We start from the raw sequence: 26,439 nt of genomic DNA on the forward strand, positions 1-26,439 counted from the left end.
GGGCGTCTGAATGAGGATGCTGCTTGCGCGGCAGCGTGTCATGAGAACGCTCTCATCGCAACCCCGAAGCGGAATTTGACCCTCCGGTTACCGGAGGGTGGAAGCTTGTCGCATGACGGCGACGGTGACGGTGGGGGAGTTCTCGCGACTCACCCACCTGAGTGTGAAGACCCTGCACCACTACCACGAGATCGGCCTGCTCGCGCCGGTTTCGGTCGATGCCTCCTCCGGCTACCGGCGGTACGGCACCGGCCAGGTGGAGACCGCGCTGCTGATCCGCCGGCTGCGGTTGTTGCGGATGCCGCTGCCGGATGTACGCGCCGTGGTCGAAGCGGGTGAAGGTACCGCCCGGGAGGAGACCCTCCGTACGCACCTGGAACGGATGGAACGAGAGCTTGCCCAGACACGTGACGTGGTGGCGTCGCTGCGCGAACTGCTGACGCCGGGGCGGCCGGTGCTCGACGTCGAGTACCGCTTCATTCCGCCGTTCCGGGCGTACGGCGTCCGTGGTCAGGTGCCGCGTGACGGCATCGGCCCGTGGTGCGAGTACGCCTTCGGGCGGCTCGGCGCGGTCACCGGTGACATCTTCGCGACCTCGGGCGCGACGTACAGCGATGAGTTCTTCACCGACGACGAGGGTGAGGTGCTGGCGTTCCATCCGGTGCCGCTGGACCAGCCCCCGGCCGACGGCGTCGAGCTCGTCGACCTGTCCGGCGGATACTTCGCGATCGCCGTGCACAGCGGGCCGATGACCGATTTCGACCGTACGTACGGCGCGCTCGGCAGCCACGTCGCGGAGTACTGCGAGGTGGCGCCGGGACCGATCCGTGAGCTGTACCCGATCGGGCCGGGTGATGCACCAGACCCGGCCGATTACCGAACCGAAGTCTGCTGGCCGATCCAGCGGATTCCTGTACTGAAAGGCTGAGAAATGTCCGTGACATTGGAGAACATCGCCGTCGACTGTACTGACGCGCAGACCCTGGCCACCTTCTGGGCGGCCGTCTTCTCCACCGAAGTAGATGCTGATGGCAACCAGTTCTTCGCGACCGTGAACCGGGCCGCGGCCGGGCCGACGATGATGTTCCTGCAGGTGCCCGAGCCGCGGAACGGGAAGAACCGGCTGCACCTCGACCTGGTCGCCAGTGACTGGGCCGCCGAGGTCGACCGGCTGGTCGGGCTGGGCGCGAAGCGGCTGGACGAGCACAACGAGTACGGCACGCACTGGATCACGCTGACCGACCCCGAGGGCAACGTGTTCGACGTCGCGGAACAGCACGGCTGAGCCGCAGGGCTTGATCGCGTGCCGCGGTCGCGCGTGCGGCGTGGCGAGGCGTACCTCAGTCCATTCGGTCGAGGTGCGCCTCGAGCGCGTCCAGCCGGCCGCGCCACAGGTCGCGGTACGGCTCCAGCCAGGCGTCGAGCTCGGCCAGCGGCGCCGGCCGCAGCTTGTACCAGCGGCGTTGCGCGTCGTGGCGTACTTCGACCAGGCCGGCGTCGCGCAGTACCTTCAGGTGCTTGGACACGGCGGGCTGACTGAGCGAGAGCGCGTCGACGAGTTCGCCGACCGGACGTTCGCCGGTGCGCAACAGGTCGAGGATCTCCCGCCGCCGCGGCTCCGCCAGCACCTCGAACGTAGTTGCCATACCAGGAATATAACCCGGCCCGGCGGGTCTAGGGAGTGTGGCCGAAAGCCGCGGTGAACGCCTCGCGGAAGAGGGTCGGCAGGTCGGGGTCGCTGTCGTCGGACGCCCAGCGGAGCAAGGCGGTGTGGGCCGCTCCGAGGCAGGCGCTCGCGGCGGCCCGGGCGGCGTACTCGAGGGTGGGATCGTCAGCGCAGATTGCAGTCACGAACGCCTCCTGCAGGCGGAACTGGCTGTCCAGATGCCGGGCCTGCAGCGCGGGCGTCGAGATCATCAGTTGCAGTCGCGTACGGAGCAGGTCGTGGTCGTTGGTGACCGCCAGGTCAAGCGTGGCGAGCACGGTACGCCCGATCCGGTCGGCGAGTGAGCCGGTCGCGGGCAGTTGGGTGATCTTCGCCGCGGCCAGTTGGTCGAAGTCGTCGTACAGCACCAGGTCTTCCTTGGTGGGGAAGTTCCGGTAGACCGTCATCGCGGAGACGCCGGCCGCGGCGGCGACGTCGTTCACCGTGGTCGCGTCGTACCCGCGGTCCGCGAACAGGCGGAGCGCCTGGCGCTGGACGCGTTGCCGGGTGTCCGCGCGCTGGCGGTCCCTGAGGTTCATGTGGTAGATACTAACATCATGATAGTTTCTAACATGAATGATCAGGTGGCGTTGGTGACCGGGGCATCCCGCGGCATCGGGCGGGCGATCGCGGAGCGGCTGGCCGCGGCCGGTGCCGAGATCGCGGTGCACTACAACCGGGACCAGGCCGGCGCCGAGGAGACGCTGGCACGGATCGGCGGGCGCGGGTTCGTGCTCGGCGCGGAGCTCGGCGTACCGGGCGATGCCGACGAGGTACTCCGGCAACTGCAGACAGGTTTGGCGGGGAGGCCGCTTGGCGTACTGGTGAACAACGCCGCCGCGCCGCCGAACGGACCGATCGACGCGGACACCGAGGCCGGGTTCGACCGGTTGATGGCGGTGAACGTACGGGCGCCGTACTTTCTCATCCAGCGGTTGCTGCCCGTACTCGCCGACGGCGCGCGGATCGTCTCGCTGTCCTCGGTCGCGACCCGGATGGCCAATCCGGGGCAGACCTCGTTCGCGATGACCAAGGGCGCGGTCGAGACGATGACGCGTACGCTCGCGCAGGAGCTCGGGCGGCGCGGCATCACGGTGAACGCCGTCGCCCCGGGCGCGACCCGGACCGAGGCGAACGGCGCGGTCTTCGAAGCGCCCGGTCTGACCGAGCTGATCGTCGGCCAGACCGCGCTCGGCCGATTGGGCAGCGGTGAAGATGTCGCCGAGGTGGTCGCGTTCCTCGCCTCGCCGGGGGCGCGGTGGATCACCGGTCAGGTCGTCGACGCGTCCGGTGGGCTGCACCTCGGGGTGGGGTGATCAGGGCGTCGATTCGGAGTCCAGGAAGAGCTGGACGTTGGGGTGGGTGCGCAGTGCGGTACCGGGGTGGTTGGGGCCGATCGGCTGGTTGAGGGTGTCGCGTACGGCTTGCAGCTTGACCGCGCCGGGGACGGATCCGATCAGTGCATGGGCGTTCAGCAGGCGGGGGATCGTGACGGTGATCGCGTGCGTGGGTACGTCGTCCAGCGTCGGGAAGTTGCCCTCGTCGACCTGTTGGCGGCGGCTGGTGCCGTCCAGCGCGACCAGCTTCGTCGCCTGCGGGTCGGCGAAGTCGGCGGGCGGGTCGTTGAAAGCCAGGTGGCCGTTGACGCCGAGGCCGAACAGGACGAGGTCGAACGGCTCGGTGCCCATCAGATCCGCGTAGTGCTCCGCGCCGGCCTCCGGTGCGAGCGGGTGGAAAGTTGCCTGCGGCACCTTGTCCAGGAAGCTCCGGTGCAGCCAGTTCCGGAACGCCTGCGGGGCGTCGGCGGCCAGGCCGACGTACTCGTCCATGTGGAAGAACTCGATCAGCTTCCAATCGATCCCCGGCGCGTTGGCGAGTGCGGTCAGGGTCGCGGCCTGGCTGGGCGCCGCGGCCAGCATCACACGGGCCTGTCCACCAGTCGCGGTCGCCTGGCGGAGCAGCTCGGCGGCGGCCGTCGCGGCGGCGCGGCCGAGGTCCGCGCGGGTCGGGAGGGTACTGATCCGCGGCGCGTGCTCGACGGTCATGAAGACTCCTTCGGGGAGACATGTGGTGCGCACAGGCTTACACAACCGGGGCTTCCCCCGATCGGATCGGGGGTTTTCCCCCGGTCGGTACGGTGGGTGGCCCGAGGCGGAACCGTGGGCTGGCTCCAGTGTTTGTGGGGAGCCGGCTCACTAACTTCGTCTGCATGGTGACGACGACAAGTCAGGCACTGATGACCACGCTGCAGACAACGACCGCGGAGCCGACCGGCGGAGTGGCCGGGTGGGCGATCGATTTGATGGAGCGGCTCGGTCCCGCCGGTGCCGGGCTCGCGGTCGCGCTGGAGAACCTGTTTCCACCACTGCCGAGCGAGGTGATCCTGCCACTGGCGGGGTTCGCGGCCAACCGGGGTGATTTCGGGTTGATCAACGCGATCGTCTTCACCACGCTCGGCTCCGTGATCGGGGCACTCGCCCTGTACGGGGTGGGCGCGGTGCTCGGCCGGGATCGGACCAGGGCGCTGGCGTCGAAACTGCCACTGGTCAAGGTGCGGGACGTGGACAAGGCCGAGGAGTGGTTCGTTCGGCACGGTTCGAAGGCGGTGCTGATCGGGCGGGTGGTGCCGGTCGTTCGGAGCCTGATCTCAGTGCCGGCCGGGGTGGAGCGGATGCGGCTCGCGGTGTTCCTGCCGCTGACCGCACTGGGCAGCCTGGTGTGGAACTCCTTGCTCATCCTCGCCGGGTACCAGTTGGGCGAGCGGTGGCATGTGGTCGAGTCATCGGTCGGGGTGTTCCAGAAGCTCGTGATCGTCGGCGCGGTGGCGGCGGTCGCTTGGTTCGTGGTTGTCAAGCTCAGGGCCAAACGTTCGACATCTGAGAAAGTCAAGTAGGGCGCTCGACTTTCACTACGCTCAAGGCATCACAACCAATGCCTCAGGAGTTGGGTCAGATGCCATCAGCCGCATTCGAGTCGCAGGCCGCACCAGAGCCGCAGAACGCCCTGGCGCCGCAGACCGTACCGGAGCCGCTGGTTTGGCCGCAGTCGGTGGTGACGGTGGTCGGCAACCCACGACCAGGCTCGCGGACAGCCGCCGCGGCCGCGTCCGTCGCGGAGTTGCTCGCCTCCGAGCTCGGCACGCCGTACCGAATCGACGAGCTCATTGATCTGGTCACGTTCGCACCAGCGATCTTCCGCGGCGACCAGTCCAGCAAGGCAGAACGGACCGGCGAGGCAGAACAGACCGGGGAAGCACAACGGGCAGCCGAGGTAGAACGGGCCGCGCTGGAGAACGCCGTCGACCTGGTGTCATCCGCCTCAGTGATCGTCATCGCCACACCGGTCTACAAAGGCAGCTACACCGGCCTGGTCAAGAGCTTCCTGGACATCCTTCGCCCCCAGGCCCTAGCCGGCGCGGTCGTGATCCCAGTGACGGTCTCCGCCGCCCCCAGCCACAAACTCCTGGCCGACCAACACCTCCGCCCAATCCTCGCCGAGCTGGGCGCCACCACCCCCGTCCCCGGCGTCATCCTCGAAGAACACGACCTCGAAGACCTCCAAGTAGTCCTCGCCACCTGGATCCGCACCAACGCGACCATCATCCAATCCACCACCATCGCCCTCCAACCAGTCCCCGAACCCACCCCAACCCACTAACCCCCACTCCCACCCCCCGGGCCCGCCCACTCGGCTTGGGGGTTCTCCGCTCGTGTACCAGTCGAGAACCCCCAACACAGGTGGATATCCACTAGCGCCTGGTCGTAGTCGTGGGGTGTAGGGACGGTTGCGGGCGTTCATCTCTGAGGTGGCCGCGGCGTGGGAGTTGGTCCATCACAAGTGCCTTCCAGCCCGTACGCACACGCCCCTGCGCGTACTCGGCCCGCGCGGGGTACGTACGCACACGGGCCTTGGCACTTACGCGCGGCCCGCGCGAGGTTGGCCGGTGCAAGCGGCCCGGCGCTTTCAGCAGTTGATGACTGATGCTGCACGCTGGCGGGAGGTTGCCTGCTTGAGTGGAGGTTGCCCCCTGGAAATTCGAGGGGGCAACCCCGTTTGAACTGGTCCCCGAAAGTTGGACTGGCTGGGTAGGGAGCCTATGCCGTGAGGGTCTGGGTGCGGTATTGCACTGGGCTCAGGCCCTTGAGTGTTGTTGAGGTGCGGTGGTTGTTGTACCAGTGGATGTAGTCGGCGAGTGCGGTGGTGAACGCGTCGGCGCTGGTGAAGGTGGTGTGGTGGAAGAGTTCTTCTTTGAGGTGTCCGAAGAAGTTCTCGATGATGGCGTTGTCGTAGCAGTTGGCTTTGCGGGACATCGACTGGGTCGCGCGGGCGGTGGTGAGTAGGGCCTGCCAGGAGTGGTGCTGGTATTGGAAGCCTTGGTCGGAGTGGACCAGCAGGCCGGGGCTGGGGCGCTGGGTGGTGAGTGCTTGTTGCAGGCTGGAGTTGGTGAGTTGCAGGTTAGGTGAGTCGCTGGTTGTGTAGGCGATGATCTGGCGGTCGAACAGGTCCATGACCGGCGACAGGTAGAGCTTGCGGCCGGCGATGGCGAACTCGGTCACATCGGTGACCCACTTGCGGTTCGGAGCGGTGGCGGTGAAGTCACGGGCCAGCAGGTTCGGTGCGGTCTTGCCAGTCGCGCCGGTCGTGCTGGTCTGGCCTTTGAACGAGTTGTAGCGGCGGCGGCGCCGGACCAGGCAGACCAGCCCGAGGCGCCGCATCAGCGCCAGGACGGTCTTCTTCGCGACCCGCCAGCCGGCGGTCACCAGTTCGCGGTGGACGCGACGATGCCCGTAACGGCCTTTGTTGTTCTCGAACACTTCCCGGATGGCGGTCTTCAGGGCGGCGCGTGGGTCCGGCGAGGCGAGGCGGGCCTGGTGGTAGAAGAACGTCGACCGGGCCAGACCAGCAACCTCCAGCAATACCTCGAGGCGGTGGTCAGCCTTGAGAGCGGTGACGGCCTGGGCCTTCAGCGTCGTTGCTGGGCTCTCAAGGCACGCAATTTTCCCAGGTAGGCGTTTTCGGCCCGCAGCCGCTCGTTCTCGCGACGCAACCGCTCCAACTCACTCACCTCACCCAATTCACCCGCAGACCGGCCACGATCACCACCACCGGCACCCGGTGGGCGGCCCGGACGTTTCGGGCGCAACCCGTCATCACCCTCGTCGCGGTACTTACGGGCCCAGTTCTCGATCAATTTCGGCGACGACAACTCGAACTCCCGCGCGAGCGCGACCTTCGTCTCGCCCGCGAGAAACCGCCGGACCACCTCGCGCTTGACCTCGAACGAGAAGACCCGTTTCCCCGGCATCGCCACCAACGCTCCCGTACCTCGAACACGCCACCGGTCGTACAACCGGTTCACCGCTGAAGCACTCCCACTCAGCCGCACCGCGACCGCCTGCCGGCCCCAGCCAGCCTCGAACAACGCTACCGCCTCACACCGCTGCTCCTCAGACAACGAACTACCACCACGCATACAACCACTCCCCAGAATCAGAACTGAATTTCTCAGTCCAACTTCTGGGGAGCAGTTCAGTTTGAGGGGGCTGCCCCTCATACGGCAGCAAGCTCAGGGGTTGGCCGGTGAGGTTGTCCGTTCGCTGGTCGTATCCGGGGAATCGACGCTTGTATCCGAGGTCGGCGATGGGGGCTGCGAGCGGAGTGGTGTCCGGGACGGTGCTTTCGGGTACGCCGGATGATGGACGCTCGTGACTCGAGCGCGACGTTGGTGTGCCTCGTTCAGCTGAAGGCGGTGCGTCGACTCGATCCCCCGGCTCTCGGGGCGCCGGGGGATACCTGACCGATGTACGGTCCGGCGGGCAGCCGGTCGTGTTTGACCGGCTGCCGGTTGAGCGACTGGCTGACTAGCTGATCCGTTGGGTGGTTGGGGTGGGTGGGGATTGGGTGGTTGGGATGGGTGGGGTTAGTCGTGGTTGGGGCTGGTGGGGGTGTGGCGGAGGGTGGTTAGGGCGGGGAGGAGGGTGGAGGTGAAGGTTAGGACGGCGGCGGTGGCGGCGATGGTTAGGTAGATGGAGATGGGGCCGGTGGGGAGGGCGCTGGTGGAGATGGTTGCGGAGAAGGGGATCAGGCAGGCGAGGGCGACCGCGGTGCCTAGCGTGATACCGGCCAGGGTGATGAGGGTGCTTTCGGTGGTGAGCATTCGGAGGACCTGGAAGCGGGTGGAGCCGGTCAGACGCTGGAGGGCGAATTCGCGGCGCCGGCGCAGTGTCGTCGAGACCAGGGTGTTGACCACCGAGACCGCCGTGTACGCGATCAGCATGCCGACGAGCATGTAGTTCACCCACGCCTGCGTCTGCAGATCGGCCGCGTTCTCGGTGACCAATGTGCTGCGATCAGCGACGTGTACGCCGGGATGCGCTGCCGCGACCTTCGCCAACGCCGGGCCAACGTCCGTGCCAGGCGCGGTGCGTACGAGCACCTGCTTTGTCAGGCCATCAGTCGTGTGAGCGGCGACCAACGACGCGGGCAGGATGAGCGTTTCGTACCCACGTTCCGCCGCGAACGTCGCGACCACCCGCAACTTGACGGGCGTACCGTCGCCCATCGTCAGCTCGATCTCCGAGCCGACACCACGCCCGGTCTTCGACGCCATGTACTCCGGAATCGCCGCCGTCGATCCGGTCAGTCCGGTCAGCGAACCGGCGGTCAACCGCACCGGCGCCGTACCGTCCTTACCTTGCGCGTCGACGCCGATCACCGGTGCGCCGTCCTCGTCGAACGGAGCGTTGCGTGGCTCGTCGATCGCCGCGGTACTGCGGACGAATGCCGACGCCGAAGTCACGCCAGGAACCGCGCGTACCTGCTTGAGCACCGTCGACGACATCCCCGCATCCGAAGCCAGTACAGCGTCCGCCCGCAGGTCACGAGTGAATGCCTCCGAGGCCGCATGTACCTGCGTGGTCTGCATGTAGAGGTTCGCGGTCGAGATGCCGACGGCAAGCATCACCGGCATCACCGCGGCCGACATCGCCACGGATCGTGCCGACAGGTTGCGGATCGCGAGCCGACCGTTGACCCGGGTGAGTGCCTGCACCGGCCAGCGCCAGAACGCCAGCACCAGATTTGTCCAGAACGGCCCGAGCAGCGCGACCCCGATCGCCCAGCAGAGTACCGACGGTCCCGCCGTCGCGCCGGCCAGCGGGCCGGTCATGACTGCCGCGGTGACGATCAGCAGCGCGAGTCCGCCACCAAGGAAGGCCAGGCCGAAGAACAGGCGTACCCAGCCGAACCACTTCCGCTGCAGCGATGCTTCGACGAGCGCCTCGACCGGGCGGATCTTGGCCGACTTCCTTGCCGCGATCAGCGCCGCGCCGATGGCCGCGAGTACTGCCGCGCCGGCGCCGGCCGCGAACGGAATCCAGCCCTGTGAGAACTCGACCACCGGCGACGCGACGCCGTGCGAACCGAGCTGCTCGAACAAGAACCGGCCGAGGAAGATGCCCGGTACGCACCCGAGCGCGACCGCCGGCAGCGCGACCATCAATGCCTCGCCGAGGATCATCTTCCGGACCTGACCCGGGGTCGTGCCGATGCCGCGGAGCAGGGCGAACTCGCGTTCCCGGTGCTGGGCGGAGAGCGCCAGCGTGGACGCGACCACGAACATCATCGTCATCACCGCGATCCCGCCGAACGAGCCCGCGATCGAGATCAGCGCGGTCCGGTGCGACTCGGCGTCCGGGTGCTCGGCCAGGCCGCGGTCGACGCCGGACCGGACGGTCAGGTTGCCGTCGATCGTCTCCAGGCGCTTCTGGACGGCGTCAAGATCGGTGCCTTGGGCAACTTGTACGCCGACGTCCGCGAACCGGTCCGGGTTGCGTACGAGCTGGGCGGCGTCCTGGTCGGAGAAGAACGCATGACCGGACGGACCACTCGCGACGCCGCTGATCGTGAACGTCTTCGGGGTGCCGTCGATCATGAACACGGCCCGGCCACCGACCGTGCCGGACGGGACCACGACCTCACCGGAGCGCGGCGCGCGACCAGCCGTCAGGGTGTACGGCGCGAGCGACGCGCTGGACCAGTTGTGCCCCTCGGCCACCGACGAGGCCACCGAGGTGCTGATAGCAGGAAAGGTGTAATCGCCAGTAGCGGACGAAACCCCTTCAGCAGAACGGATCTTGCCGAGCAGCTCGACCGGTACGCCGACCCGCTCCGGCAGGGGAGTGGCGTCCTCGCTGCCGGGCCGCAGATGTGATTGCTTGCCGGTGACAACGAGTGAGGCGGCGGCCAGGCGCTCCGGCTGGACGTTCGACCGGATGCCGGTTTCCATCAGACCGCCACAGGCCATCACGATCGCCGTACCGAAGATGACGGCGACGAAGGTGGCGATGAATCCGCTCTTGCGGAAGCGCAGGGTACGGACGGCCAGGCGCATCATCCGGCCACGACCTGGAGGTTCGAGCGGGCGCCGAGGTGCGTCATCCGGTCCGCGACCTGCTCGGCCGTCGGCGCGGTCAGGCTGCCGGCCAGTACGCCGTCGGCGAGGAACACGACCTGGTCGGCGTACGACGCCGCGACCGGATCGTGCGTGACCATCACCACGGTCTGACCTTGCGAGCGCACCGGCTCCCGGAGCAGTTCGAGTACGTCGGCCGCCGTCTGCGTGTCGAGCGCGCCGGTCGGTTCGTCGGCGAAGATCACCGCCGGCCGGGAGACCAGCGCACGGGCGATCGCGACGCGCTGCTGCTGACCGCCGGACAGTTCGCCCGGACGGTGCTTGTGCCGCTCGGCGAGACCGACCCGGTCGAGTACCTGGCGGACCGCTTCCTTGTTCACGCGGCGGCCGTCGAGTTCCTGCGGCAGGCAGACGTTCTGCCAGACGGTCAGCGCGGGCAGCAGGTTGAAGGACTGGAAGACGAACCCGATCCGCTCCCGGCGCAGCTCGGTCAGCTTGCGCTCGCTGAGCCCGGCCAGCGGCTGGCCGTCGATCAGCACACTGCCCGAGGTCGGCCGGTCGAGTCCGGCGGCGCAGTGCAGAAAGGTGCTCTTGCCCGATCCGGACGGACCCATCACCGCGGTGAAGGTACCGGGGGCGAACTTCATCGAGATCCCGTTCAGAGCGGTGACCGTGTTACCACCGCGTCCGTAGACTCGGCGTACGTCGTCGAGGACGACCGAGTACCCGGTCCCGTCGATGGGTTCCTGCGTGCGCTTTCTCATGCCGACGACGCTACGGAGCGGCGACCATCACTTCGATGGTGCTCAGCCGCCTGCCCGGGTGGACAAAAGTCCACCTTCTGTCTGCTCTCCGAAACCTCCCCGCGAGCCGGCGCCGTTCTGGCGCCGAAACGGGTTAGGAGCGGAGCAGGGCGCGCAGGCCGGCCTGGTAGCTGGCCGGGGTGACGTCGCCGATGATCAGCCGCTGCAGGATGAACCCGGGAATCATCCCGAACATCACCTGCGCGACGCACTCCGGATCGACGTCCGGGTCGAGCGTGCCGTCGGCCTGCGCGCGCCGGGCGATCTCGAGGAAGTGGCCGCGCAGCCGGACGTACTTGCCCTTGGCGACCGCGCGGATCGCCTCGTTCCGGAGTGACTCGGACCAGGCCTGGATCCCGACCCGGGTGACGTCGCCGCCGGGTGCCTCGGCGATCGTGACCACGTGCTCGATCGTCGCCTCCATCGCGGCCAGCGGGGTCAGTGGCGCGCCGGTGTCGAGGATGTGGTCGAACAGTTCGTCGACCGTACTCAGCGCGTCTTCGGCGATCGCGGCGACGATCTCTTCCTTGCTCTTGAAGTAGCCGTAGACGGCGCCCGCGGACAGGCCGGAGGCCCGGATCACGTCGGCCATCGTGGTCTTGTGGAAGCCGTCCTCGATCACGCAGGTCCGGGCCGCGGCGACGATCTGGGCGCGGCGGGCCAGGCGGTGTTCTTCGGTGACCTTCGGCACCTTCGCAACTTAAAACGAATGTCCGTTCTTGACAAGTCGGAGCCTCCCGCGCCAGGCTCGACGGTATAAAGAACGGTTATTCGGTTTATTAGGGAGAGCAGCTCATGACCACTGAGGCGCACGCGGCCCCACGCCGGCCGCCCTTGCTTGCTGTCGTCACCCTGCTGACCGCGGTCCTCACCGTGCTCCTGATCGCGTTCGCCTGGCCGTCGGCCCGCTCCGAACCGCGGGACGTACCGCTCGCCGTGGCCGGTCCGGCGCCGGCGGTCGCGCAGGTCAAGGCCGCGCTCGACCAGGCGATGCCGGGTGGGTTCGAGCTCACCGCCGTACCCGACCGGGCGGCCGCGGTGCAGCGGATCAAAGACCGGGACGCGTACGGGGCGATCGTGCTGGACGCCGCGCAACCCGAGGTACTGACCGCGTCGGCGGGTGGTCCGGCCGTCGCGCAGGTCCTCACCCAGCTGGCCGGCCGGATGCAGACGCCGGCGAAGGTGACCGATCTGGTGCCGTTGCCGAAGGACGACCCGCGCGGCGCCGGACTCGCCGCGGGCGCGCTGCCGCTCGTACTGGGCGGGATTCTGGCCGCTGCCGCGCTGACGAAGCTGGTGCGGTCCGGACCGAAGCGGATGATCGGCGCGATCACGTTCGCGGTCACCGGTGGGCTCGCGCTGGCGGCCGTACTGCAGTACTGGCTCGGCTCGTTCGAAGGCAGCTACCTCGGCAACGCGGGCGTGATCGCGATGTCGATCGCGGCCATCAGTCTGACCTTGCTCGGTCTCGAATGGCTGCTCGGTACGCCGGGGCTCGCGCTCGGCGGCGCGGTGATGATGCTGCTCGGCAACCCGCTCTCGGGGATGACGAGCGCGCCGGAGATGCTGCCGAGCGGCTGGGGTGCGCTCGGACAGTTGCTGCCGCCCGGAGCCGCCGGTACGGCGTTGCGCTCGGTCAGCTTCTTCGACGGCGCCGGCGCCGGCCGCCCGCTCGTCGTACTGACCTGCTGGCTGCTGGTCGGCCTGCTCTGCTGCGGCCTCGGCGCACTGCGCTCGCGCGGACGCGCCGTACCCGCTGGTCAAGAGGCGAATCCGGTCCCGGCCTGACAAAGTACGAGGGTGCCGGCCTGACAAAGTACGGGTATGGCAACGCGGTGACCGGATCGTTACGTCCGGCTCGCCGCGTTGGCACGTAACTGCCGCGACAACGTTGTCTGTCAAGCATTGACTTCGGCCGGTGAGCGCTCCTACGGTCACGGGAAAGCCCGCAGGGTTTGGGTAGTGGTACCGCATGACAACGATTGCCCGAAGGTGGACCTGATGCTGACCAGGAAACGTTTCAAAGCAGGCCTCGGAATCAAGGCGGCAGCCGCCGTGAGCGCACTTCTGCTCGCGGTCACGGCCTGCAGTCAGGGCTCGACGACGAAGCAGCCGGACTCCGGCGGTTCGCAGAGCGCCGGTCCCGCGCACATCAAGATCGCGTACCAGCAGTGGGGCCCGGGCACGGTGATGAAGCAGTTCCTCACCGGCGTGAAGTCCGAGTACGAGTCCGCGCACCCCGGCTCGCAGGTCGAGATCGTGCCGATCGTTGCCAGCGAGAACGACTACTACACCAAGCTGCAGCTGATGATGCGCTCGCCGAACACGGCGCCGGACATCGTGTACGAGGACACCTTCCTGATCAACTCCGACATCACCGCGGGGTACCTGAAGCCGCTCGACGACTACATCAAGGGCTGGGAGGACTGGAACCAGTTCGAGGAGACCGCGAAGGGCGCCGCGAAGGGCGCCGACGGCAAGACGTACGGCATTCCGGACGGCACCGACACGCGTGCGCTCTGGTACAACAAGCAGATCTTCGCCAAGGCGGGTCTGCCCGCCGACTGGCAGCCGAAGAACTGGGACGACGTCCTCGCGGCCGCGCGCACGATCAAGCAGAAGGTGCCCGGCGTGACGCCGTTCAACATCTACTCGGGCAAGCCGATGGGTGAGGCCTCGGCCATGCAGGGCTTCGAGATGCTGCTCTACGGCACCAAGGACACGCTCTACAACTACGACCAGAAGAAGTGGGTAGTAGGCAGCCAGGGCTTCAAGGACGCGCTGAACTTCATCAAGACCGTCTACACCGAAGGCATCGGCCCGTCGCCGAAGGAAGCCCTCGACCCGAACATGGGCTCCCGGGTCGGCAGCGAACTGCTGCCGGGCGGCAAGCTGGGGATCGCGCTGGACGGTTCGTGGCTGTACAACAACTGGCTGAAGACCGGCCCGAAGCCGTGGCCGGCGTGGAGCGAGACGCTCGGCCAGACCGCGATGCCGACCCAGGACGGTGGCGGCAAGGGCAAGATCAGCCTTTCGGGTGGCTGGACCTGGGCGATCCCGGCCAAGTCGAAGTCGCCGGACGCCGCCTGGGACTTCATCAAGACCCTGCAGACGCAGAAGAACGCGACCAAGTACGCCACCGACGGCGCGCAGATCGCGGTCCGCAAGGACGTCGCGTCGGACACCTCGTACAAGGAGTCCTCGAAGAGCACGCAGTTCTTCACCGATCTCGTCTCGGTGACCGTGTACCGGCCGGCGCTGCCGGAGTACCCGAAGGTGTCGAACGAGATCATCACCGCGATGGAGGCGGTGATGACCGGCCAGTCGTCGCCGGACGACGCCGCGAAGAACTACGACCAGGCGGTCGAGGGCATCGTCGGCGGCAAGGACAAGACGACGACCCAGAGCACCGGACAGTAGTCCCGGCTCGAAGGGATCCCCGCTGTGACGACGACTGTCGCGCCGTCCGCGGCTGCCCCCGCTCCGAAACGGAGCGGGCGGCCGCGCGGCGCCAAACTGGTAAAGATGCTGCCGCTGACGCCGGCCATCGGGCTGATGCTGGTCTTCCTGGCCGGCCCGATCCTGTACTGCGTGTACGCCGCGTTCACGAACATGGCGCTGACCGGTACCGGCGCGGCGAACGTGCAGTTCGTCGGCCTGGAGAACTTCCGGAAGGCCTTCGGCAGCAACGCGTTCACGAACGCGATCTGGATGACGCTGGTGTTCACGCTGATCTCCGCGATCATCGGCCAGAACACCCTCGGACTCGGCCTCGCGCTGCTGATGCGCCGATCCACCAAGGTGGTGCGGAACTTCGTCGGTACCGCGGTGATCGGCGCCTGGGTCCTGCCTGAGGTGGTCGCGGCGTACCTGTTGAGCGCTTTCTTCAACGACAACGGCACGCTGAACGTGATGCTGCACGCGGTCGGTCTGCCCGGTCAGGACTGGTTGTACGCGGCACCGATCATCGCCGTGTCGCTGGCCAACATCTGGCGCGGTACGGCGTTCTCGATGCTGGTGTACTCGGCGGCGCTGAGCGAAGTACCCAAGGAGATCGAGGAGTCGGCCGAGATGGACGGCGCGGCCGGGTTCCGCCGGCTGGTGTTCGTCACGCTGCCGATGATCAGCCGGGCGATCATGACCAACCTGATGCTGATCACGCTGCAGACGCTCAGCGTGTTCGGCCTGATCTACGCGATGACCCGCGGCGGCCCGGGGACGAAGAGCCAGACGTTGCCGCTGTACATGTACGAGCAGGCGTTCAGCTTCTCCCAGATCGGGTACGGCACCGCGATCGCCCTGGTGATGCTGGCGATCGGTGCGGTCTTCTCGCTGATCTACCTGCGTGGACTCAACTCGGAGGCAGCGTGATCGCGCGCGATCGGATGAGCAAGCTCGCGTCGAACCTGGTCCTGCTGGCGATCGGCGTGCTGTTCGTACTGCCCTTGCTGTGGGTGCTGTTCGCGTCGATCAACCGGACGGCCGGGCTGCGGGTGGAGTTCCCGACGCATCCGACACTCAACAACTTCAAGGCCGTACTGAACACCGACACGACGTACCGCCCGGTGCTGAACGGTCTGGTGCTGTGCGGTGGGTCCGCGTTGCTGACGATGGTCTGCGCAGTGCTGGCGGCGTACCCGCTGTCGCGCTTCAAGACCAGGTTCAACCGGCCGTTCCTGCTCACCGTGCTGTTCTGCACCGGGCTGCCGATCACCGCGGTGATGGTCCCGGTGTACGGGCTGTTCGTGCAGCTGAACCTGGTCGACACCATTGGTGGCACCATCATGTTCATGGCGACCAGTTCGTTGCCGTTCGCGATCTGGCTGACCAAGACGTTCATGGACGGCGTACCGATCTCGCTGGAGGAAGCGGCCTGGGTCGACGGCGCCGGCAACATGCGCGCGCTGCGGGCGATCGTGCTGCCGCTGATGTGGCCGGGGATCGCGGTGGTGCTGATCTTCACCTTCATCGGCATGTGGGGCAACTTCTTCGTACCGTTCATGCTCTTGCTCTCCCCGGAGCGGTTGCCGGCGTCGGTCAGCATCTTCACCTTCTTCAGCCAGTACGGCGAACCGAACTACGGGCAGCTCGCGGCGTACTCGATCATCTACACGATGCCGGTGCTGCTGCTGTACCTGCTGCTCAGCAAGAAACTCGGTGGCGCTTTCGCGCTGGGCGGCGCGATCAAGGGCTGAGCAAGGCGTTCAGCGCGCCGGGTTCCAGGTCGACGGCGCGTTTGATCGCGTCCAGCGGCAGGTCGATCCACAGCGCCTCGGCCAGGCGGCGGCGGACGTGGCCGGCAGCGCCCTTGTCGGCCAGGTGCAGGTAGACGAGCGCCTGGCCGAACGGCGCGCGGATACTCGACGCACAGGCATCGGCAGCACTGCTCTCGCCGAGTTTGTCGGTGACCTCGGAGATGATGCGGTACGCGTACAGCCGTCGTTCGTCCCAAGGCACTTGACCGAGCAGCGCGACCGCGCGGTCGCGATAGACCTGGGCCTGCTCCAGATCCCGGTTGTGTACGGCAGCGAGCGCCAGCTGGGCGTAGATCTCGGTCAGATGTTCGTCCTCGGAACGGCTTGCCAGCGTCGCTTCGGCGGCCGGGTAGTCGCGGGCGGTCGCCAGGGCCTGAGCCACTGAGAAGGTGAGCTCAGCGAATCTGGCTGCTGATGCGACGGATCGGACGTACTCGACCATCGCGTGCGCGTCGCGGGGAGTACAGGTGGCGGCTTCGAGGACGAGGTACAGGTCGTAGTCCCGGCGGGAGCCCGACAGCAGGGCGAACACTTCTCGCGCCAGCTCGGCCGCGGCGGTCGGGTGGCGCGGGCGGAGGGACTGCGCGAGGTCCAGCAGAGCGGCCGCGCGATCGGTCGCCGTCGGTAGCCCGTGAATCATCGACCGGAGCGTCGCGAGGTCACCGGCACTCGCGAAGGCGACCAGGATCGGCTGCACTCTGGAGTAGTGATCAGGATAGACGGCGAGGAAAGTACGACGGGCCAGCTCGACGTCACCGGTCAGCAACGCCGCTGGGAACGCCTCCTCGTACGCGGTCCTGCGGTTGATCAGCGAATCGGACGAATCCGTCCAGGACAGCAACGTGGGCGCTACGTTCTGCAGCACCGCGGTCGCCGCGGTGAGTTCGTGCTGCCGGGCCAGCGCATGGGCGAGAGCGCAGCGCCGGATGATCCGTACCTCGGGATCGCTCGTCGAGCTGACGACGGATCTGGCCCGGTCGAGCTGCCCAGCGGCGACGGCGAGCAGGATCAGCTCGATCGGGCCGATCCGGTCCAGCGGCGCCGAACGATCGGCTGAGGCCATGATCCGGCGGCTCTCGGCGACGAAGCGGCGGGCTTGTTCGCGCTCGCCGGCGAGCGCCGCGTGCTTGGCGACCACGGCGTAGGCCTCGGCGTGGTGGCCCTTCGGGCCTCGGCAGTACTCCTCCCAACGGCAGCATTCTTCGGCGTGGCGATAGTTGCCCTTGGCAGCAAACGCCACTGCCAGCTCCTGCTTGCACGTCACACTCCCGCCGGAGTACTCCGCCAGCAGTTCGTCCTCGGACATCGATCGAAAGTCGTGCGGCCAGACCGGTCGATACCCGCGGATCGAGCGGTACAAGGACTCCGCACGGCGCCGATCGCCGCGCCCGGCCGCCGCCTGTGCACGCGCCAGCACGACGCTGTTCCGGCTGACCGGGTACAGGTCCATCTGCTCGGTGTACTCGTCGGCGCGCGCGTAGTCGCCCGCCCCCTCGGCGGCGGCTGCCAAGTGCGCACAGATCGATACGCGTACGTCGTAGTCGTCGACCGTCTTTGCCAAGGCCGACGCCTGTCGGTGGTCGCCGGCCCGGTCCGACAGCCAGGCCATCGCGGCGATTCGCTCCGCGTTGTCGCGGACGTGCCGTACGAGCGACCAGGCGCGGGCAAGGTCGGAGTCGGCGACGACCTGAGCCAACTCGACCAATGCCCGCGGCCGGGAGTCGGTCACCGAGTACGCCAATGCCTCGGCAAGAGTGGGTTCGCCCAGTAGCTCGAGTACCGAAGGAAGACAGGCGGGCATACCGGCGTATTGGGCAGCGAGGTCGGCACGTCGTACGGCGAGCCGCATCGCCACCGTCAAGTCAGGGAGTGGCTGCATCGTGTTGAGGCGGTGTGCCAGGAACAGCTCGGACAGGGCGAGCTGATCTGCACCGGTCCAGGCCCGTAGCCGGTCTTGGCGCTCGTTGTCATCGGCGCACCAGAGCAGACCGTCCAGGTCACCGACCGCGGCGAGTAGGTGTGGATAGGCGCGCAGCAGGTAGTCCGGTGTGCCCTCTGGCCAATGCCGCTGCTGATAGGTCTCCGCCCAGGCGCGCAACTCGCGGCGTCGTTGGGCAACTTCGGCGCCAAGTTGTTCTTCCGCGGTGGCGCGGAGGGCGTCGTGGCTGAATACATAGCCGGCTTCGGTCAGCCGTACGCTACGTCCGAGTACCCCGGCGAGCTGCTCGGCGAGGTCGAAACGCGATCGTCCGGTCAGCTCGGCCAGATCGTCTTTGCTCAGGCCACCTCCGGAGGCCGCGAGCAGGCCGATCACCGGGCGATCGGGGCCGCGCAGTACGCGAACGAGCTCGTTTGTTGCCTCCCGCTCCAGGTCGACGGCGTGCGGCGAGGGCGACAGGCGGCGTAGCTGGTAGGTCCGGAGCGGATGGTCTGTGCGGACGTCTACCGGAATTGACAGACCGGTCCGGCTGGTCAGGATGATGCGCAGATTCGGCGGGACCCGGCGGGGGAGCAGGGAGGCGATACTCGGTCTGCTCAAGTCCGATCCGGTGTCTTCGTCGAGGCCGTCCACGACGAGTACAAGGCGTTGTCCCACTTCGGCGGCGCGGGCGGCCGCGGACTCGTACGCCGATGCCAGCGCCTGGAAGCGGTCCGGCTCGTCGGAACCGGGCAGCAGCTGCGGGAGGATCGCTGACAGGTAGGCGTCGGAGTCCGACTGGCCGGGGAGGCGGCGGGTGACGAAGAACGAAACGACCTCCACGCCGGGCGGCGGATGGAGGACGAACCAGGACAGCAACGCGGATTTGCCGGCCCAAGGCTCGGCTTGCCACCACAGACAGAGCTCGTCGCTTGCACAGAAGGCGGCCAGCTCAGCGAGTTCTTCGGTGCGATCGAGCAGCTGGTCCGGGGCGATCGTGTTCGAGAGCGTGAGCAGTCGGGCGTGCCGGGTTCGCTCGTGCGGACTTCGAAGGACGTCCGGGGCCGCGGGGTGGACGCCGAGGAGGCTGGCCAGCTCGGTCAGGGTCCGCTCGTCGAAACGTACTGCGGAGAGGCGGCCGAGGCCTTCGGAGCGGTGATGTTCGGCGAGTACGCCGATGATCCGGTCGCCGGAGAACAGGGCGGCGCCGGACATGCCGTCCCAGGGTGAGCGGCGCGGATCGGGGTCCGCGGCCGGCGGGCTGACGGTCACCTCGAGAGTGCCTTCGCGGCGATTCGACAGTGTCGCGAGCGTACCGTCGGCCTGGTGCGTGTCGCGGTAGCTGGCGTGGTCGCTCTCGGTCCGCAGCTTGAACCACGGGAAGCCGACCGCGCGTACGTGAAGACTCGCGGCCCGGTCGCCGATGCCGCCGAACCGCGCGATCGGGACCGGGTCACCGGCGGGGGTGATCGCGAGTACCGCGAGGTCGCCGGCCGACCAGACGACTTCGCCCGATGCGGACCATTCGCCGGGTATGTGGTCGGCGTCGAAGCGTACGCGGATGGATCGCGCGGCGGCGATCACGTGCGTCGCGGTCAGTACCAGACCCTGCCGAATCAGGTAGCCCGAGCCACGACGCTCGACCCCACCGGCCATCGTCACGATAACCTCGGCAACCCGATGCCCGTCGACCTCCGTCATACCGGCCCGACCGTTGGCGACCGCTTCTCTTGCGGGTTCACCGTCAGCGTTCGCCGGGTGCGGGGTCGCCGGCGATCCACGGGCGTTCGCCGGGGCTCTTCGCCAGCCGGGGTTCGAGCGTGAGCTTGATCCGCTGGGTGGACTCGGTGCTGAACCGCGCGTCGGCGCCGGCATCGACCACCCAGAACCTGACCTTCGCCGTCGGCCCGGCCTCCTTGCCGACGACGACGTTCAGCTCCAGCTCGATCGGTCCCAGCTCGAACCGCAGGTCCTCGTCCGCGCCGTCCGCCAGCGCCGCCGACAACTCGGCGCGAAGCTGCGAGACCACCGTCGCCAACTCGATCTTCACGAACCCTCCATCAGTCCTGGACCGACACCCTAAGCGCGGGCCGGTTCGCGATCAGTCGTCGAGCGTACGGTGGATGTCCTGCCAGGAGGTGAGTTTGCGGTCGAAGGGCCAGTCCCGCTGGGCGTCCGGGATCGCGTTGGCGTAGCGGTCCAGCGCGATCGGCGCCAGCACGCCGCCTGCCGCGGGGGATCGGTCGAGTACGAGCGCGAGCCGGATCGTGAACGTGGTCAGCCTGGTCAGCCGACCGTGATCCGGCGCAGTCTCAAGGTCCTTCAACTGACCGCGGAGCTGCTTGAGCGTACGCGCGGCCGCGCGGCGGGCGGATCGGCCTGTCGCCTGCTCGTCCGATGGGATGCCCAGGAGCTCAGCGACGGTTGCGAGACTCGCCTCCGGCGGATCGGACTTGCGGGCGGCCTGGATCGCGTCGGCGATCTGATCGAGGAGCGCGCCGAGCTGACGGACCAGGTCGGGTACGGTCCGGTCCGCGGTCTTCCGCCGGTTCGTCGCGAGGGCCTCGACCCGCGCGTACTCGGTCTCCACCGTCGTACGCAGCGTGTCCGGCCAGTCGTCGAGCCCGGTCAGGTCCTCGTGCTGCGGCGCGGACGGGTTGAGATCACTGGCGTTCAGCGGCTTCGCGCCGGCCCGCGCCGCCGTGATCTCCTCTTCGAGCTTCTTCCGAGGTCCAGGAACAATTGAGCTCACGCGTCCAGCCTACGCAAGTTCCACACTGACGGTACGACGAGTGTGATCACGGTGATCAGTACGAAGAGCCCGGCGCCGTACAGCTCGACGGCTTTCGCGCTGATCGCGGCCGCGAGGTAGCCGACGGTCAGCTGACCCAGCGGGCCCGCGATGAACGAGCCCAGCATGTCGTACGAGGCAACCCGCGAAAGCTTGTCGATCGGTACCTGCTGGCCGAGCGCGGTCTCCCAGCTGATCCCGAAGATGCCGAAACCGACGCCGAGCAGGAACGCCGACACCGCCATCACCGGGGTCTTCGGGTACAGGGCGAGTGCCAGCAGCACCGGGACGGTCAGGAGCATGCCCAGCATGCCGATCCGGAGCGGGCGGCGCGGCCGGAGGCGGAGCATCAGCACGCCGCTCGTCACCAGACCGGCGCCGAAACACGCGCTCACCAGACCCCAGCCGGCGCGGCCGAACGTACGGTCCGCGATGACCGGGCCGAGGGTTTGGTAGCAGGCGGTGAAGATCAGGTTCAGGAGTCCGAAGGCGAGGACGATCACCCAGACCCACTGCCGCGACACGAACTCGCTCCAGCCCTCGCGCAGGTCGGTCAGTACGGAGCCGGCGGTCCGCGCGATCCGTGGAATCGTCAACCTGGACAGCAAGAACGCGCCGATCAGGAAGGAGAGCCCGTCGACCGCGAGGCCGATCCCCGGACCGGTCAGTCCGACGATCACGCCCGCGACCGCGCCGCCGCCGATCATCGCCGCCGACCGTGCGAAGCCCGCGATCGCGTTCGCCTGCGGCAGTTCGGCGCGATCCACGATCGACGGCAGGATGCCCGTCATCGCCGGCATCACGAACGCGGCCGCGGTCCCGTTCACCGCCTCGATCGCCGCCAGCTGCCAGATCGTCGCGTGCCCGCTGAGCACCAGCGCCGCCGCCAGTCCCTGGGTGAGTCCGCTGACCGTGTTGGCCACCACCAGCACCAGATGCCGCGGCAGGCGGTCCGCGATCACGCCACCGATCAGCATGAACACGATGTTCGGAATGCTCCGCGCCGCCAGCACGATCCCGACCGCACTCGCCGAATCCGAAACATCCAGCACCGCGAACACCAACGCCACCGGCGCGATCGTCGACCCGAGAATCGAAACGAACCGAGCCGAAACGAACACCCGCACATCCCGGCGCCGCAAAACCGCCAGATCCCGCCGGAACCCCACCCTCCAACCCCCTCCCCAAAACCCGCCCGATCCTAACCACCCCCTCCACACGGCCTCCGCCTCCACCCCAGTTCGCCAGGCGAATCCGCCGCCACCGCTATCGCCGCCACCGGTCGAACCCTGTGTTTGACGGGGCATCCCCGGAGCTGCAGGGTTGCCCCCTCGAAATTCCAGGGGGCAACCCTGCATCCGAGCGGGCAAGCTCTCCGGCCAAACGGGGGCTGAGAGTCCAGTGGGGAAGTGGTATGGGCGGTTGTCTGTCGTTGTCACTGGGGGTGATGGGGGGAATGCGGGTAGGTTGAGGTATTGGTCCCTCGAAATGCAGGAGGCTCCGTGAAGATCAATGACGTGCTGCGTGGTAAGGGTAGTCAGGTCGTCACCATCTCCCCAGAAGCCACTGTCACCGAACTGCTCGCCCTGCTGGCCGAACACAACATCGGCGCGGTGGTGGTGAGCGCGGACGGGGCGTCGGTTGCCGGGATTGTTTCCGAGCGTGACGTGGTCCGGTTGTGGAACGGTACGCCGGATGCCGGTGAAGTCCGGGTGAGCGCGATCATGACCGCCGAGGTGCACACGTGTACGCCGGATGACCTGATCGACAACCTGATGCGGATGATGACGGATCGGCGGATCCGGCACGTGCCGGTCGTTGTCGACGGCAATCTTGCCGGGCTGGTGAGTATCGGGGACGTGGTCAAGTCCCGGATCGGTGAGCTCGAGTTCGAGAAGGAGCAACTCTCCAACTACATCAGCAGCTGATCAGATGGTGACGACGAAGACCATCGTCACCAGTACGAACAGCAGCCCGGCGCCGAGCAGGACCGTGCCGATCAGGCCGCAGATCTGCCCGGCCTGAGCCATGCCCCGGTTGTTGTACACGCCTGGCGTCGCGTCGATCTCCCGTACAGCCTGCCGGCCGAGCCACCACGCGATCGGTGACAGGAACAGCAACCCGGTGCAGAAGGCAACGACCCCGAGCACGAGCGCGACCGTCGCCTGCGAGTGGTCGCGCGGTACGCCGTACGCGGGCAGGTCCTGGTAGCCGGGCTGCAGTTGGTACCGGGTCAGCTCGGGGGACTGGGTCAGCTCGGGGGGCTGGGTCGGCTCGCGGTACTGGGCTGGCTCGCGGTACTGGGTCGGCTCGGGGTAGGTCATCGCGGTTCCTCCGCTCAGCGGCTGAGCGGAGGAACCTTGCGTTCCGTCAGCCCAGCTCGATCAGGTCGCCGAGGTCGAGGCCCGCGAGCTGCGGGCGTACGTCCTTCGCTTCCCCTACGACGACGACCAGTAGCCCATCGGTTCCGACGTATCGCCGGTAGGCCTCGGTGGCGTCGGCCGCGGTGGTGGCGGCGATCTGCGCGAGGTACGTGTCGGCGAAGTCCACCGGTACGCCGTTGGCGATGTTGCTGCCGACCTGCTGCGCCACCGAGTCGGCCTGCTCGTACCGGAGGGGGGCGGTCCGGATCAGGCTGTCCTTCGCCTCCTGGACCTCCTGCTCGGTCAGCCCGTCGCGGGCCGCGCGCAGGATCCGCAGCGCGTCACCGATCGCGGCGCCGGTCACCTCGGTGCGTACGGCGCCACCGAGGCTGAACGTCCCGCCCTTGCGCGGCGCGGCGAAGCTGGTCCGCGTCCCGTACGTGTACCCCTTCTCCTCCCGCAGCACCGTGTCGACGCGCGAGGTGATCGTCCCGCCGACGACATGGTTCGCGACCGCGGCCGAGCCCCACGCGGGGTCGCGCCGGTCCGGTCCCGCGCAGCCGATCAGCAGCTGGCTCTGCACCGAGCCGGGCCGGTCGACCAGTACGACGCGGTTGCCCGGCAGGTAGATCGGCTCTTGCGACTCCAGCGCGGGTCCGGCCGAGGACGTCCAGCTACCGAAGGCGGAATCGATGATCCCGGCAACATCCACCCCGGTCGCGTCACCGGCGAACAGGATCTCCGCACGCTCCGGCCCGATGTTGTTCCGGTAGAAGTCCGCGACCTGGACGTTGGTCAGCGGCCGGATCGTGTCCGGCGTACCCGCGGTCGGCCGGGAGCGTCGCGTCGACGGGCCGAACAGATGCGCCGCGAACGCTTCCCTGGCCCGGTACCCGGCGTTGGCGCGCTCCTGGTTGATCTCACCGAGCCGGATCGTCACGTGCCGCCCGACATCGGCCTGGTTGAACGCCGGCCGGGTGATCGCCTCGGCCAGCAACTGCACGGCCGGCTCGAGGTGCGACACCGGCACCGAGATCTCCACGTGTAGTGCATCCGAGCTGACATCGACCCCGTACGCGGCGCCGTGCCGCTCCAGTGCGGCGGCGAACTCGTTCGCGGAGTGCAGCTCGGTACCTTCGTCGAGGGTCCGCGACATGATCGTCGCGACGCCTTCGAGCTCACGTGGTTCGGCGATCAGCGGCATCGCGATCGTGACCCGGACGGTCGCCACGTACTGCCCCGGCCGGTCGAAGACGTGCACCGGCGTACCGACCGCGGTCCGGGTGGTGACCGACTCCGGGAACTTCCACGGACCCGGCGCGCCGACAGCCGGCGGCGTGGTCAGAACCTGGCTCATTCCTGCTCTCCCGACTCTTCTGCAGCTTCGGCGGCCTCGGCGGCGGCTTCACCGCGACGGTAGCTGACCTGCACTCGGCCGGCCGCGCGAATCCATTGGGCGGCGGCCGCCTGGACCTGCTCGACGGTCACGGCCTGCACCTGGTCGATCCGGGTGTTGATCCGGTTCGCGTCACCGAACAGCAGGGCGTGGTGCGAGATCTCGTCCGCGCGGCCGGCGCACGTCGCCAACTGCTCGAGCCAGTCGCGCTCGGCCTGCGCCTGTACGGTCGCCAGCTCGTCCTCGGTGACGCCGTCGGCGGCGAGTTTCTCGATCTCCTCGAGCAGCGCGTCCTCGACCTTCCGCAGGTCGATCCCGTCGGACGCGATCCCCGTCAGCGTCCCGAACGAGACGCCGCCGATCAGCGGCAGCGCGCCGCCCGACACCGACTGGGCGATCTGCTCGTCGCGGACCAGCCGCCGGTTCAGCCGGCCGCTCTGGCCGGCCGCGAGAATGTCGAGCGCGAGCCCGGCCGCGTCCAGCTCCGGCGTGCCGTCGACCGGCAACCGGAACATCATCGTGACCAGGTCGGACGGTACGTCGGACTCCACGTCGTCACGGCGCACGTCCGTCATCGGGCCGATCGTCCCGTCCGGCGCGGGCGGCGGCGCCGGAATCGCGGGCAGGTGCCCGAAGTACCGCTTCGCCGCGTCGAACGCGTCTTCCTCGGACACGTCGCCGACGATCGTCAGGACCGCGTTGTTCGGGCCGTAGTACTTGCGGAAGAACGCGTGCACGTCCTCCAGCGACGCGGCGTCGAGATCGGCCATCGAGCCGATCGTCATGTGCGCGTACGGATGGTCCGCGGGGAAGGCGAGCTTCACCAGGCGCTCGTACGAGTCACCGTACGGCCGGTTGTCGTAGCTTTGCCGCTTCTCCTCCTTGACCACGTCCCGCTGGTTGTCCAGGTTCTCCTGGTTGACCGCGTCCAGCAGGTACCCCATCCGGTCCGCCTCGAGCCAAAGCGCGAGGTCCAGGCCGCCGCTGGGCAGTGACTCGAAGTAGTTCGTGCGGTCGAAGAAGGTGCTCGCGTTCAGGCTCGCGCCGGCCGTCTCCAGCAGGCTGAAGTGCTGACCGGAGGCCACGTTGCGAGATCCCTGGAACATCAGGTGCTCGAACAGGTGCGCGAACCCGGTCAGGCCCGGCGGTTCGTGGCGCGACCCGACGTCGTACCAGAGGTTGACGGCGACGATCGGGACCGCGCGGTCCGAGCTGACGACGACCCGCAGGCCGTTGTCGAGCGTCTGCTCCGCGATGGGGTACGTCAAGGGCATACCGGCCACCTTACGTGGTCACGGAACTCGTTACCGGTGGGTTGTCGATTTCGGGTCCGGTCGCGCATCGGGATGGTGAATGCTGGAATCAGGAGCGATTGGAGAGGTGAGTCACGGTGGGCAAGTACCTGGTGATGATCTACGACGACGAGGCGAAGTGGGACGCGGCCGATCCGTCGGTGATGGCGCGCAACGACGTGAACCATCGGGCCTTCGTGGCCGCTAACGGGGCCGCGATCCGGGGTGCCGGGCAACTCGACGGGAGCACGACCGCCACGTCGATCCGCTCGGACGGGAACGGCGGGCACGTGGTCACGGACGGCGTTTTCGCCGAGACCAAGGAGGTGATGGGCGGGTACTACCTGATCGAGGCAGCCGACCTGGACGAGGCACTCGCGATCGCCAAACAGGTCCCGTCCCCCATGGGCGGCGTAGAGGTCAGACCGCTGGTCAACGGTGACTGAATCACCCACGCCGGCGATGGTGCCGACGGGTGTCCCGATGGTTTCGTCAAGCGGTTG

26 protein-coding genes and 1 pseudogene are annotated in these 26,439 nt (G+C 67.9%); 11 read left to right on the forward strand and 16 right to left on the reverse strand.

All coding sequences use genetic code 11. The annotated features are described in order from the left end of the window. The first annotated feature begins 112 nt into the window (after positions 1-112). Positions 113-928: a MerR family transcriptional regulator gene (locus tag HDA44_RS35270; RefSeq protein ID WP_184842052.1), complete on the forward strand. Its 816-nt coding sequence runs from the start codon at positions 113-115 to the stop codon at positions 926-928. Positions 929-931: 3 nt separating this feature from the next. Further along, positions 932-1,285, forward strand: a complete 354-nt coding sequence (locus HDA44_RS35275; protein ID WP_184842055.1) for a VOC family protein — start codon at positions 932-934, stop codon at positions 1,283-1,285. A gap of 55 nt (positions 1,286-1,340) precedes the next feature. On the opposite strand, the gene HDA44_RS35280 is transcribed toward HDA44_RS35275, so the two are convergent. Both HDA44_RS35280 and HDA44_RS35285 read right to left on the reverse strand, forming a co-directional pair. Further along, entirely contained in the window at positions 1,341-1,646 is a 306-nt protein-coding gene (locus tag HDA44_RS35280) for an ArsR/SmtB family transcription factor (protein WP_184842058.1), read from the reverse strand. A 28-nt stretch (positions 1,647-1,674) separates the two neighbouring features. After that, entirely contained in the window at positions 1,675-2,244 is a 570-nt protein-coding gene (locus tag HDA44_RS35285) for a TetR/AcrR family transcriptional regulator (protein ID WP_184842061.1), read from the reverse strand. Between the two features lie 33 nt (positions 2,245-2,277). Here HDA44_RS35285 and HDA44_RS35290 point away from each other — a divergent pair, with 33 nt between their 5' ends. Next, positions 2,278-3,021, forward strand: a complete 744-nt coding sequence (locus HDA44_RS35290; protein WP_202887747.1) for an SDR family NAD(P)-dependent oxidoreductase — start codon at positions 2,278-2,280, stop codon at positions 3,019-3,021. Here the strand turns inward: HDA44_RS35290 and HDA44_RS35295 are convergent, their stop codons facing one another. Then, complete coding sequence (locus HDA44_RS35295; protein ID WP_184842067.1) at positions 3,022-3,750, reverse strand: 6-phosphogluconolactonase; 729 nt, start codon at positions 3,748-3,750, stop codon at positions 3,022-3,024. 164 nt (positions 3,751-3,914) lie between these two features. Here HDA44_RS35295 and HDA44_RS35300 point away from each other — a divergent pair, with 164 nt between their 5' ends. Then, on the forward strand, positions 3,915-4,598 hold the full coding sequence (locus tag HDA44_RS35300; RefSeq protein WP_184842070.1) for a DedA family protein: 684 nt from the start codon (positions 3,915-3,917) through the stop codon (positions 4,596-4,598). Between the two features lie 59 nt (positions 4,599-4,657). Then, entirely contained in the window at positions 4,658-5,362 is a 705-nt protein-coding gene (locus tag HDA44_RS35305; RefSeq protein WP_184842073.1) for an NADPH-dependent FMN reductase, read from the forward strand. Between the two features lie 437 nt (positions 5,363-5,799). On the opposite strand, the gene HDA44_RS35310 is transcribed toward HDA44_RS35305, so the two are convergent. From HDA44_RS35310 to HDA44_RS35325, 6 genes and pseudogenes are all read right to left on the reverse strand, one after another. After that, a complete protein-coding gene (locus HDA44_RS35310; RefSeq protein ID WP_337906823.1) occupies positions 5,800-6,702 on the reverse strand; it encodes an IS3 family transposase in 903 nt (300 codons plus the stop codon). Continuing rightward, positions 6,669-7,010: a helix-turn-helix domain-containing protein gene (locus HDA44_RS37820; protein WP_238352485.1), complete on the reverse strand. Its 342-nt coding sequence runs from the start codon at positions 7,008-7,010 to the stop codon at positions 6,669-6,671. Before HDA44_RS37820 ends, HDA44_RS35310 begins: the two co-directional genes overlap by 34 nt. Before the next feature lie 30 nt (positions 7,011-7,040). Then, positions 7,041-7,259 (reverse strand): annotated as a pseudogene (locus tag HDA44_RS39065) (helix-turn-helix domain-containing protein); the annotation flags it as partial. A 366-nt stretch (positions 7,260-7,625) separates the two neighbouring features. Then, positions 7,626-10,100, reverse strand: coding sequence for an ABC transporter permease (locus HDA44_RS35315; RefSeq protein WP_184842076.1), 2,475 nt, complete (start codon positions 10,098-10,100; stop codon positions 7,626-7,628). Beyond that, positions 10,097-10,882 (reverse strand): ABC transporter ATP-binding protein, encoded by a 786-nt coding sequence (locus tag HDA44_RS35320; protein ID WP_184842079.1) that lies wholly within the window; start codon positions 10,880-10,882, stop codon positions 10,097-10,099. The genes HDA44_RS35315 and HDA44_RS35320 overlap by 4 nt, the downstream gene beginning before the upstream one ends. A gap of 133 nt (positions 10,883-11,015) precedes the next feature. Further along, positions 11,016-11,612, reverse strand: a complete 597-nt coding sequence (locus HDA44_RS35325; RefSeq protein ID WP_184842082.1) for a TetR family transcriptional regulator — start codon at positions 11,610-11,612, stop codon at positions 11,016-11,018. A 104-nt stretch (positions 11,613-11,716) separates the two neighbouring features. Between HDA44_RS35325 and HDA44_RS35330 the strand changes: the two genes are divergently transcribed. From HDA44_RS35330 to HDA44_RS35345, 4 genes are all read left to right on the forward strand, one after another. Continuing rightward, entirely contained in the window at positions 11,717-12,709 is a 993-nt protein-coding gene (locus HDA44_RS35330; protein ID WP_184842087.1) for a hypothetical protein, read from the forward strand. Positions 12,710-12,922: 213 nt separating this feature from the next. Beyond that, positions 12,923-14,341 (forward strand): extracellular solute-binding protein, encoded by a 1,419-nt coding sequence (locus HDA44_RS35335; protein ID WP_184842090.1) that lies wholly within the window; start codon positions 12,923-12,925, stop codon positions 14,339-14,341. 24 nt (positions 14,342-14,365) lie between these two features. Continuing rightward, a complete protein-coding gene (locus HDA44_RS35340; protein WP_184842093.1) occupies positions 14,366-15,292 on the forward strand; it encodes a carbohydrate ABC transporter permease in 927 nt (308 codons plus the stop codon). After that, entirely contained in the window at positions 15,289-16,116 is an 828-nt protein-coding gene (locus HDA44_RS35345; protein WP_184842097.1) for a carbohydrate ABC transporter permease, read from the forward strand. The genes HDA44_RS35340 and HDA44_RS35345 overlap by 4 nt, the downstream gene beginning before the upstream one ends. On the opposite strand, the gene HDA44_RS35350 is transcribed toward HDA44_RS35345, so the two are convergent. From HDA44_RS35350 to HDA44_RS35365, 4 genes are read right to left on the reverse strand one after another with little or no spacing between them, the layout of a single operon-like run. After that, entirely contained in the window at positions 16,106-19,795 is a 3,690-nt protein-coding gene (locus HDA44_RS35350) for a trypsin-like peptidase domain-containing protein (RefSeq protein ID WP_184842101.1), read from the reverse strand. The genes HDA44_RS35345 and HDA44_RS35350 overlap by 11 nt on opposite strands. 43 nt (positions 19,796-19,838) lie before the next feature. Beyond that, positions 19,839-20,144 carry a trypco2 family protein gene (locus HDA44_RS35355; RefSeq protein ID WP_202887748.1) on the reverse strand — a complete coding sequence of 102 codons (306 nt, stop codon included), beginning with the start codon at positions 20,142-20,144 and terminating at the stop codon, positions 19,839-19,841. 51 nt (positions 20,145-20,195) lie between these two features. Continuing rightward, entirely contained in the window at positions 20,196-20,846 is a 651-nt protein-coding gene (locus tag HDA44_RS35360; RefSeq protein ID WP_184842104.1) for a hypothetical protein, read from the reverse strand. Next, positions 20,843-22,105, reverse strand: coding sequence for an MFS transporter (locus HDA44_RS35365; protein ID WP_337906786.1), 1,263 nt, complete (start codon positions 22,103-22,105; stop codon positions 20,843-20,845). The genes HDA44_RS35360 and HDA44_RS35365 overlap by 4 nt, the downstream gene beginning before the upstream one ends. Before the next feature lie 282 nt (positions 22,106-22,387). Between HDA44_RS35365 and HDA44_RS35370 the strand changes: the two genes are divergently transcribed. After that, on the forward strand, positions 22,388-22,813 hold the full coding sequence (locus tag HDA44_RS35370) for a CBS domain-containing protein (RefSeq protein ID WP_184842110.1): 426 nt from the start codon (positions 22,388-22,390) through the stop codon (positions 22,811-22,813). On the opposite strand, the gene HDA44_RS35375 is transcribed toward HDA44_RS35370, so the two are convergent. From HDA44_RS35375 to HDA44_RS35385, 3 genes are read right to left on the reverse strand one after another with little or no spacing between them, the layout of a single operon-like run. Then, positions 22,814-23,209: a DUF4190 domain-containing protein gene (locus HDA44_RS35375; protein WP_184842113.1), complete on the reverse strand. Its 396-nt coding sequence runs from the start codon at positions 23,207-23,209 to the stop codon at positions 22,814-22,816. Between the two features lie 46 nt (positions 23,210-23,255). Further along, positions 23,256-24,605: a M16 family metallopeptidase gene (locus tag HDA44_RS35380; protein ID WP_184842116.1), complete on the reverse strand. Its 1,350-nt coding sequence runs from the start codon at positions 24,603-24,605 to the stop codon at positions 23,256-23,258. After that, a complete protein-coding gene (locus HDA44_RS35385) occupies positions 24,602-25,918 on the reverse strand; it encodes a M16 family metallopeptidase (RefSeq protein WP_184842119.1) in 1,317 nt (438 codons plus the stop codon). The genes HDA44_RS35380 and HDA44_RS35385 overlap by 4 nt, the downstream gene beginning before the upstream one ends. A gap of 116 nt (positions 25,919-26,034) precedes the next feature. On the opposite strand from HDA44_RS35385, the gene HDA44_RS35390 reads away from it, so the two are divergent. Next, positions 26,035-26,382, forward strand: coding sequence for a YciI family protein (locus HDA44_RS35390; protein ID WP_184842123.1), 348 nt, complete (start codon positions 26,035-26,037; stop codon positions 26,380-26,382). Positions 26,383-26,439 lie beyond the last annotated feature (57 nt).

The sequence above is a fragment of the Kribbella solani genome, from assembly GCF_014205295.1.
Lineage (GTDB): Bacteria > Actinomycetota > Actinomycetes > Propionibacteriales > Kribbellaceae > Kribbella > Kribbella solani.

Coding starts and splice junctions, on each gene's coding strand:
- HDA44_RS35375 (WP_184842113.1), bottom strand. CDS start 23,209: ATGACCTACCCCGAGCCGACCCAGTACCGCGAGCCAGCCCAGTACCGC.
- HDA44_RS35275 (WP_184842055.1), top strand. CDS start 932: ATGTCCGTGACATTGGAGAACATCGCCGTCGACTGTACTGACGCGCAG.
- HDA44_RS35290 (WP_202887747.1), top strand. CDS start 2,278: ATGAATGATCAGGTGGCGTTGGTGACCGGGGCATCCCGCGGCATCGGG.
- HDA44_RS35330 (WP_184842087.1), top strand. CDS start 11,717: ATGACCACTGAGGCGCACGCGGCCCCACGCCGGCCGCCCTTGCTTGCT.
- HDA44_RS35315 (WP_184842076.1), bottom strand. CDS start 10,100: ATGATGCGCCTGGCCGTCCGTACCCTGCGCTTCCGCAAGAGCGGATTC.
- HDA44_RS35380 (WP_184842116.1), bottom strand. CDS start 24,605: ATGAGCCAGGTTCTGACCACGCCGCCGGCTGTCGGCGCGCCGGGTCCG.
- HDA44_RS35335 (WP_184842090.1), top strand. CDS start 12,923: ATGCTGACCAGGAAACGTTTCAAAGCAGGCCTCGGAATCAAGGCGGCA.
- HDA44_RS35270 (WP_184842052.1), top strand. CDS start 113: ATGACGGCGACGGTGACGGTGGGGGAGTTCTCGCGACTCACCCACCTG.
- HDA44_RS35280 (WP_184842058.1), bottom strand. CDS start 1,646: ATGGCAACTACGTTCGAGGTGCTGGCGGAGCCGCGGCGGCGGGAGATC.
- HDA44_RS37820 (WP_238352485.1), bottom strand. CDS start 7,010: ATGCCGGGGAAACGGGTCTTCTCGTTCGAGGTCAAGCGCGAGGTGGTC.
- HDA44_RS35295 (WP_184842067.1), bottom strand. CDS start 3,750: ATGACCGTCGAGCACGCGCCGCGGATCAGTACCCTCCCGACCCGCGCG.
- HDA44_RS35320 (WP_184842079.1), bottom strand. CDS start 10,882: ATGAGAAAGCGCACGCAGGAACCCATCGACGGGACCGGGTACTCGGTC.
- HDA44_RS35350 (WP_184842101.1), bottom strand. CDS start 19,795: ATGACGGAGGTCGACGGGCATCGGGTTGCCGAGGTTATCGTGACGATG.
- HDA44_RS35385 (WP_184842119.1), bottom strand. CDS start 25,918: ATGCCCTTGACGTACCCCATCGCGGAGCAGACGCTCGACAACGGCCTG.
- HDA44_RS35305 (WP_184842073.1), top strand. CDS start 4,658: ATGCCATCAGCCGCATTCGAGTCGCAGGCCGCACCAGAGCCGCAGAAC.
- HDA44_RS35285 (WP_184842061.1), bottom strand. CDS start 2,244: ATGAACCTCAGGGACCGCCAGCGCGCGGACACCCGGCAACGCGTCCAG.
- HDA44_RS35300 (WP_184842070.1), top strand. CDS start 3,915: ATGGTGACGACGACAAGTCAGGCACTGATGACCACGCTGCAGACAACG.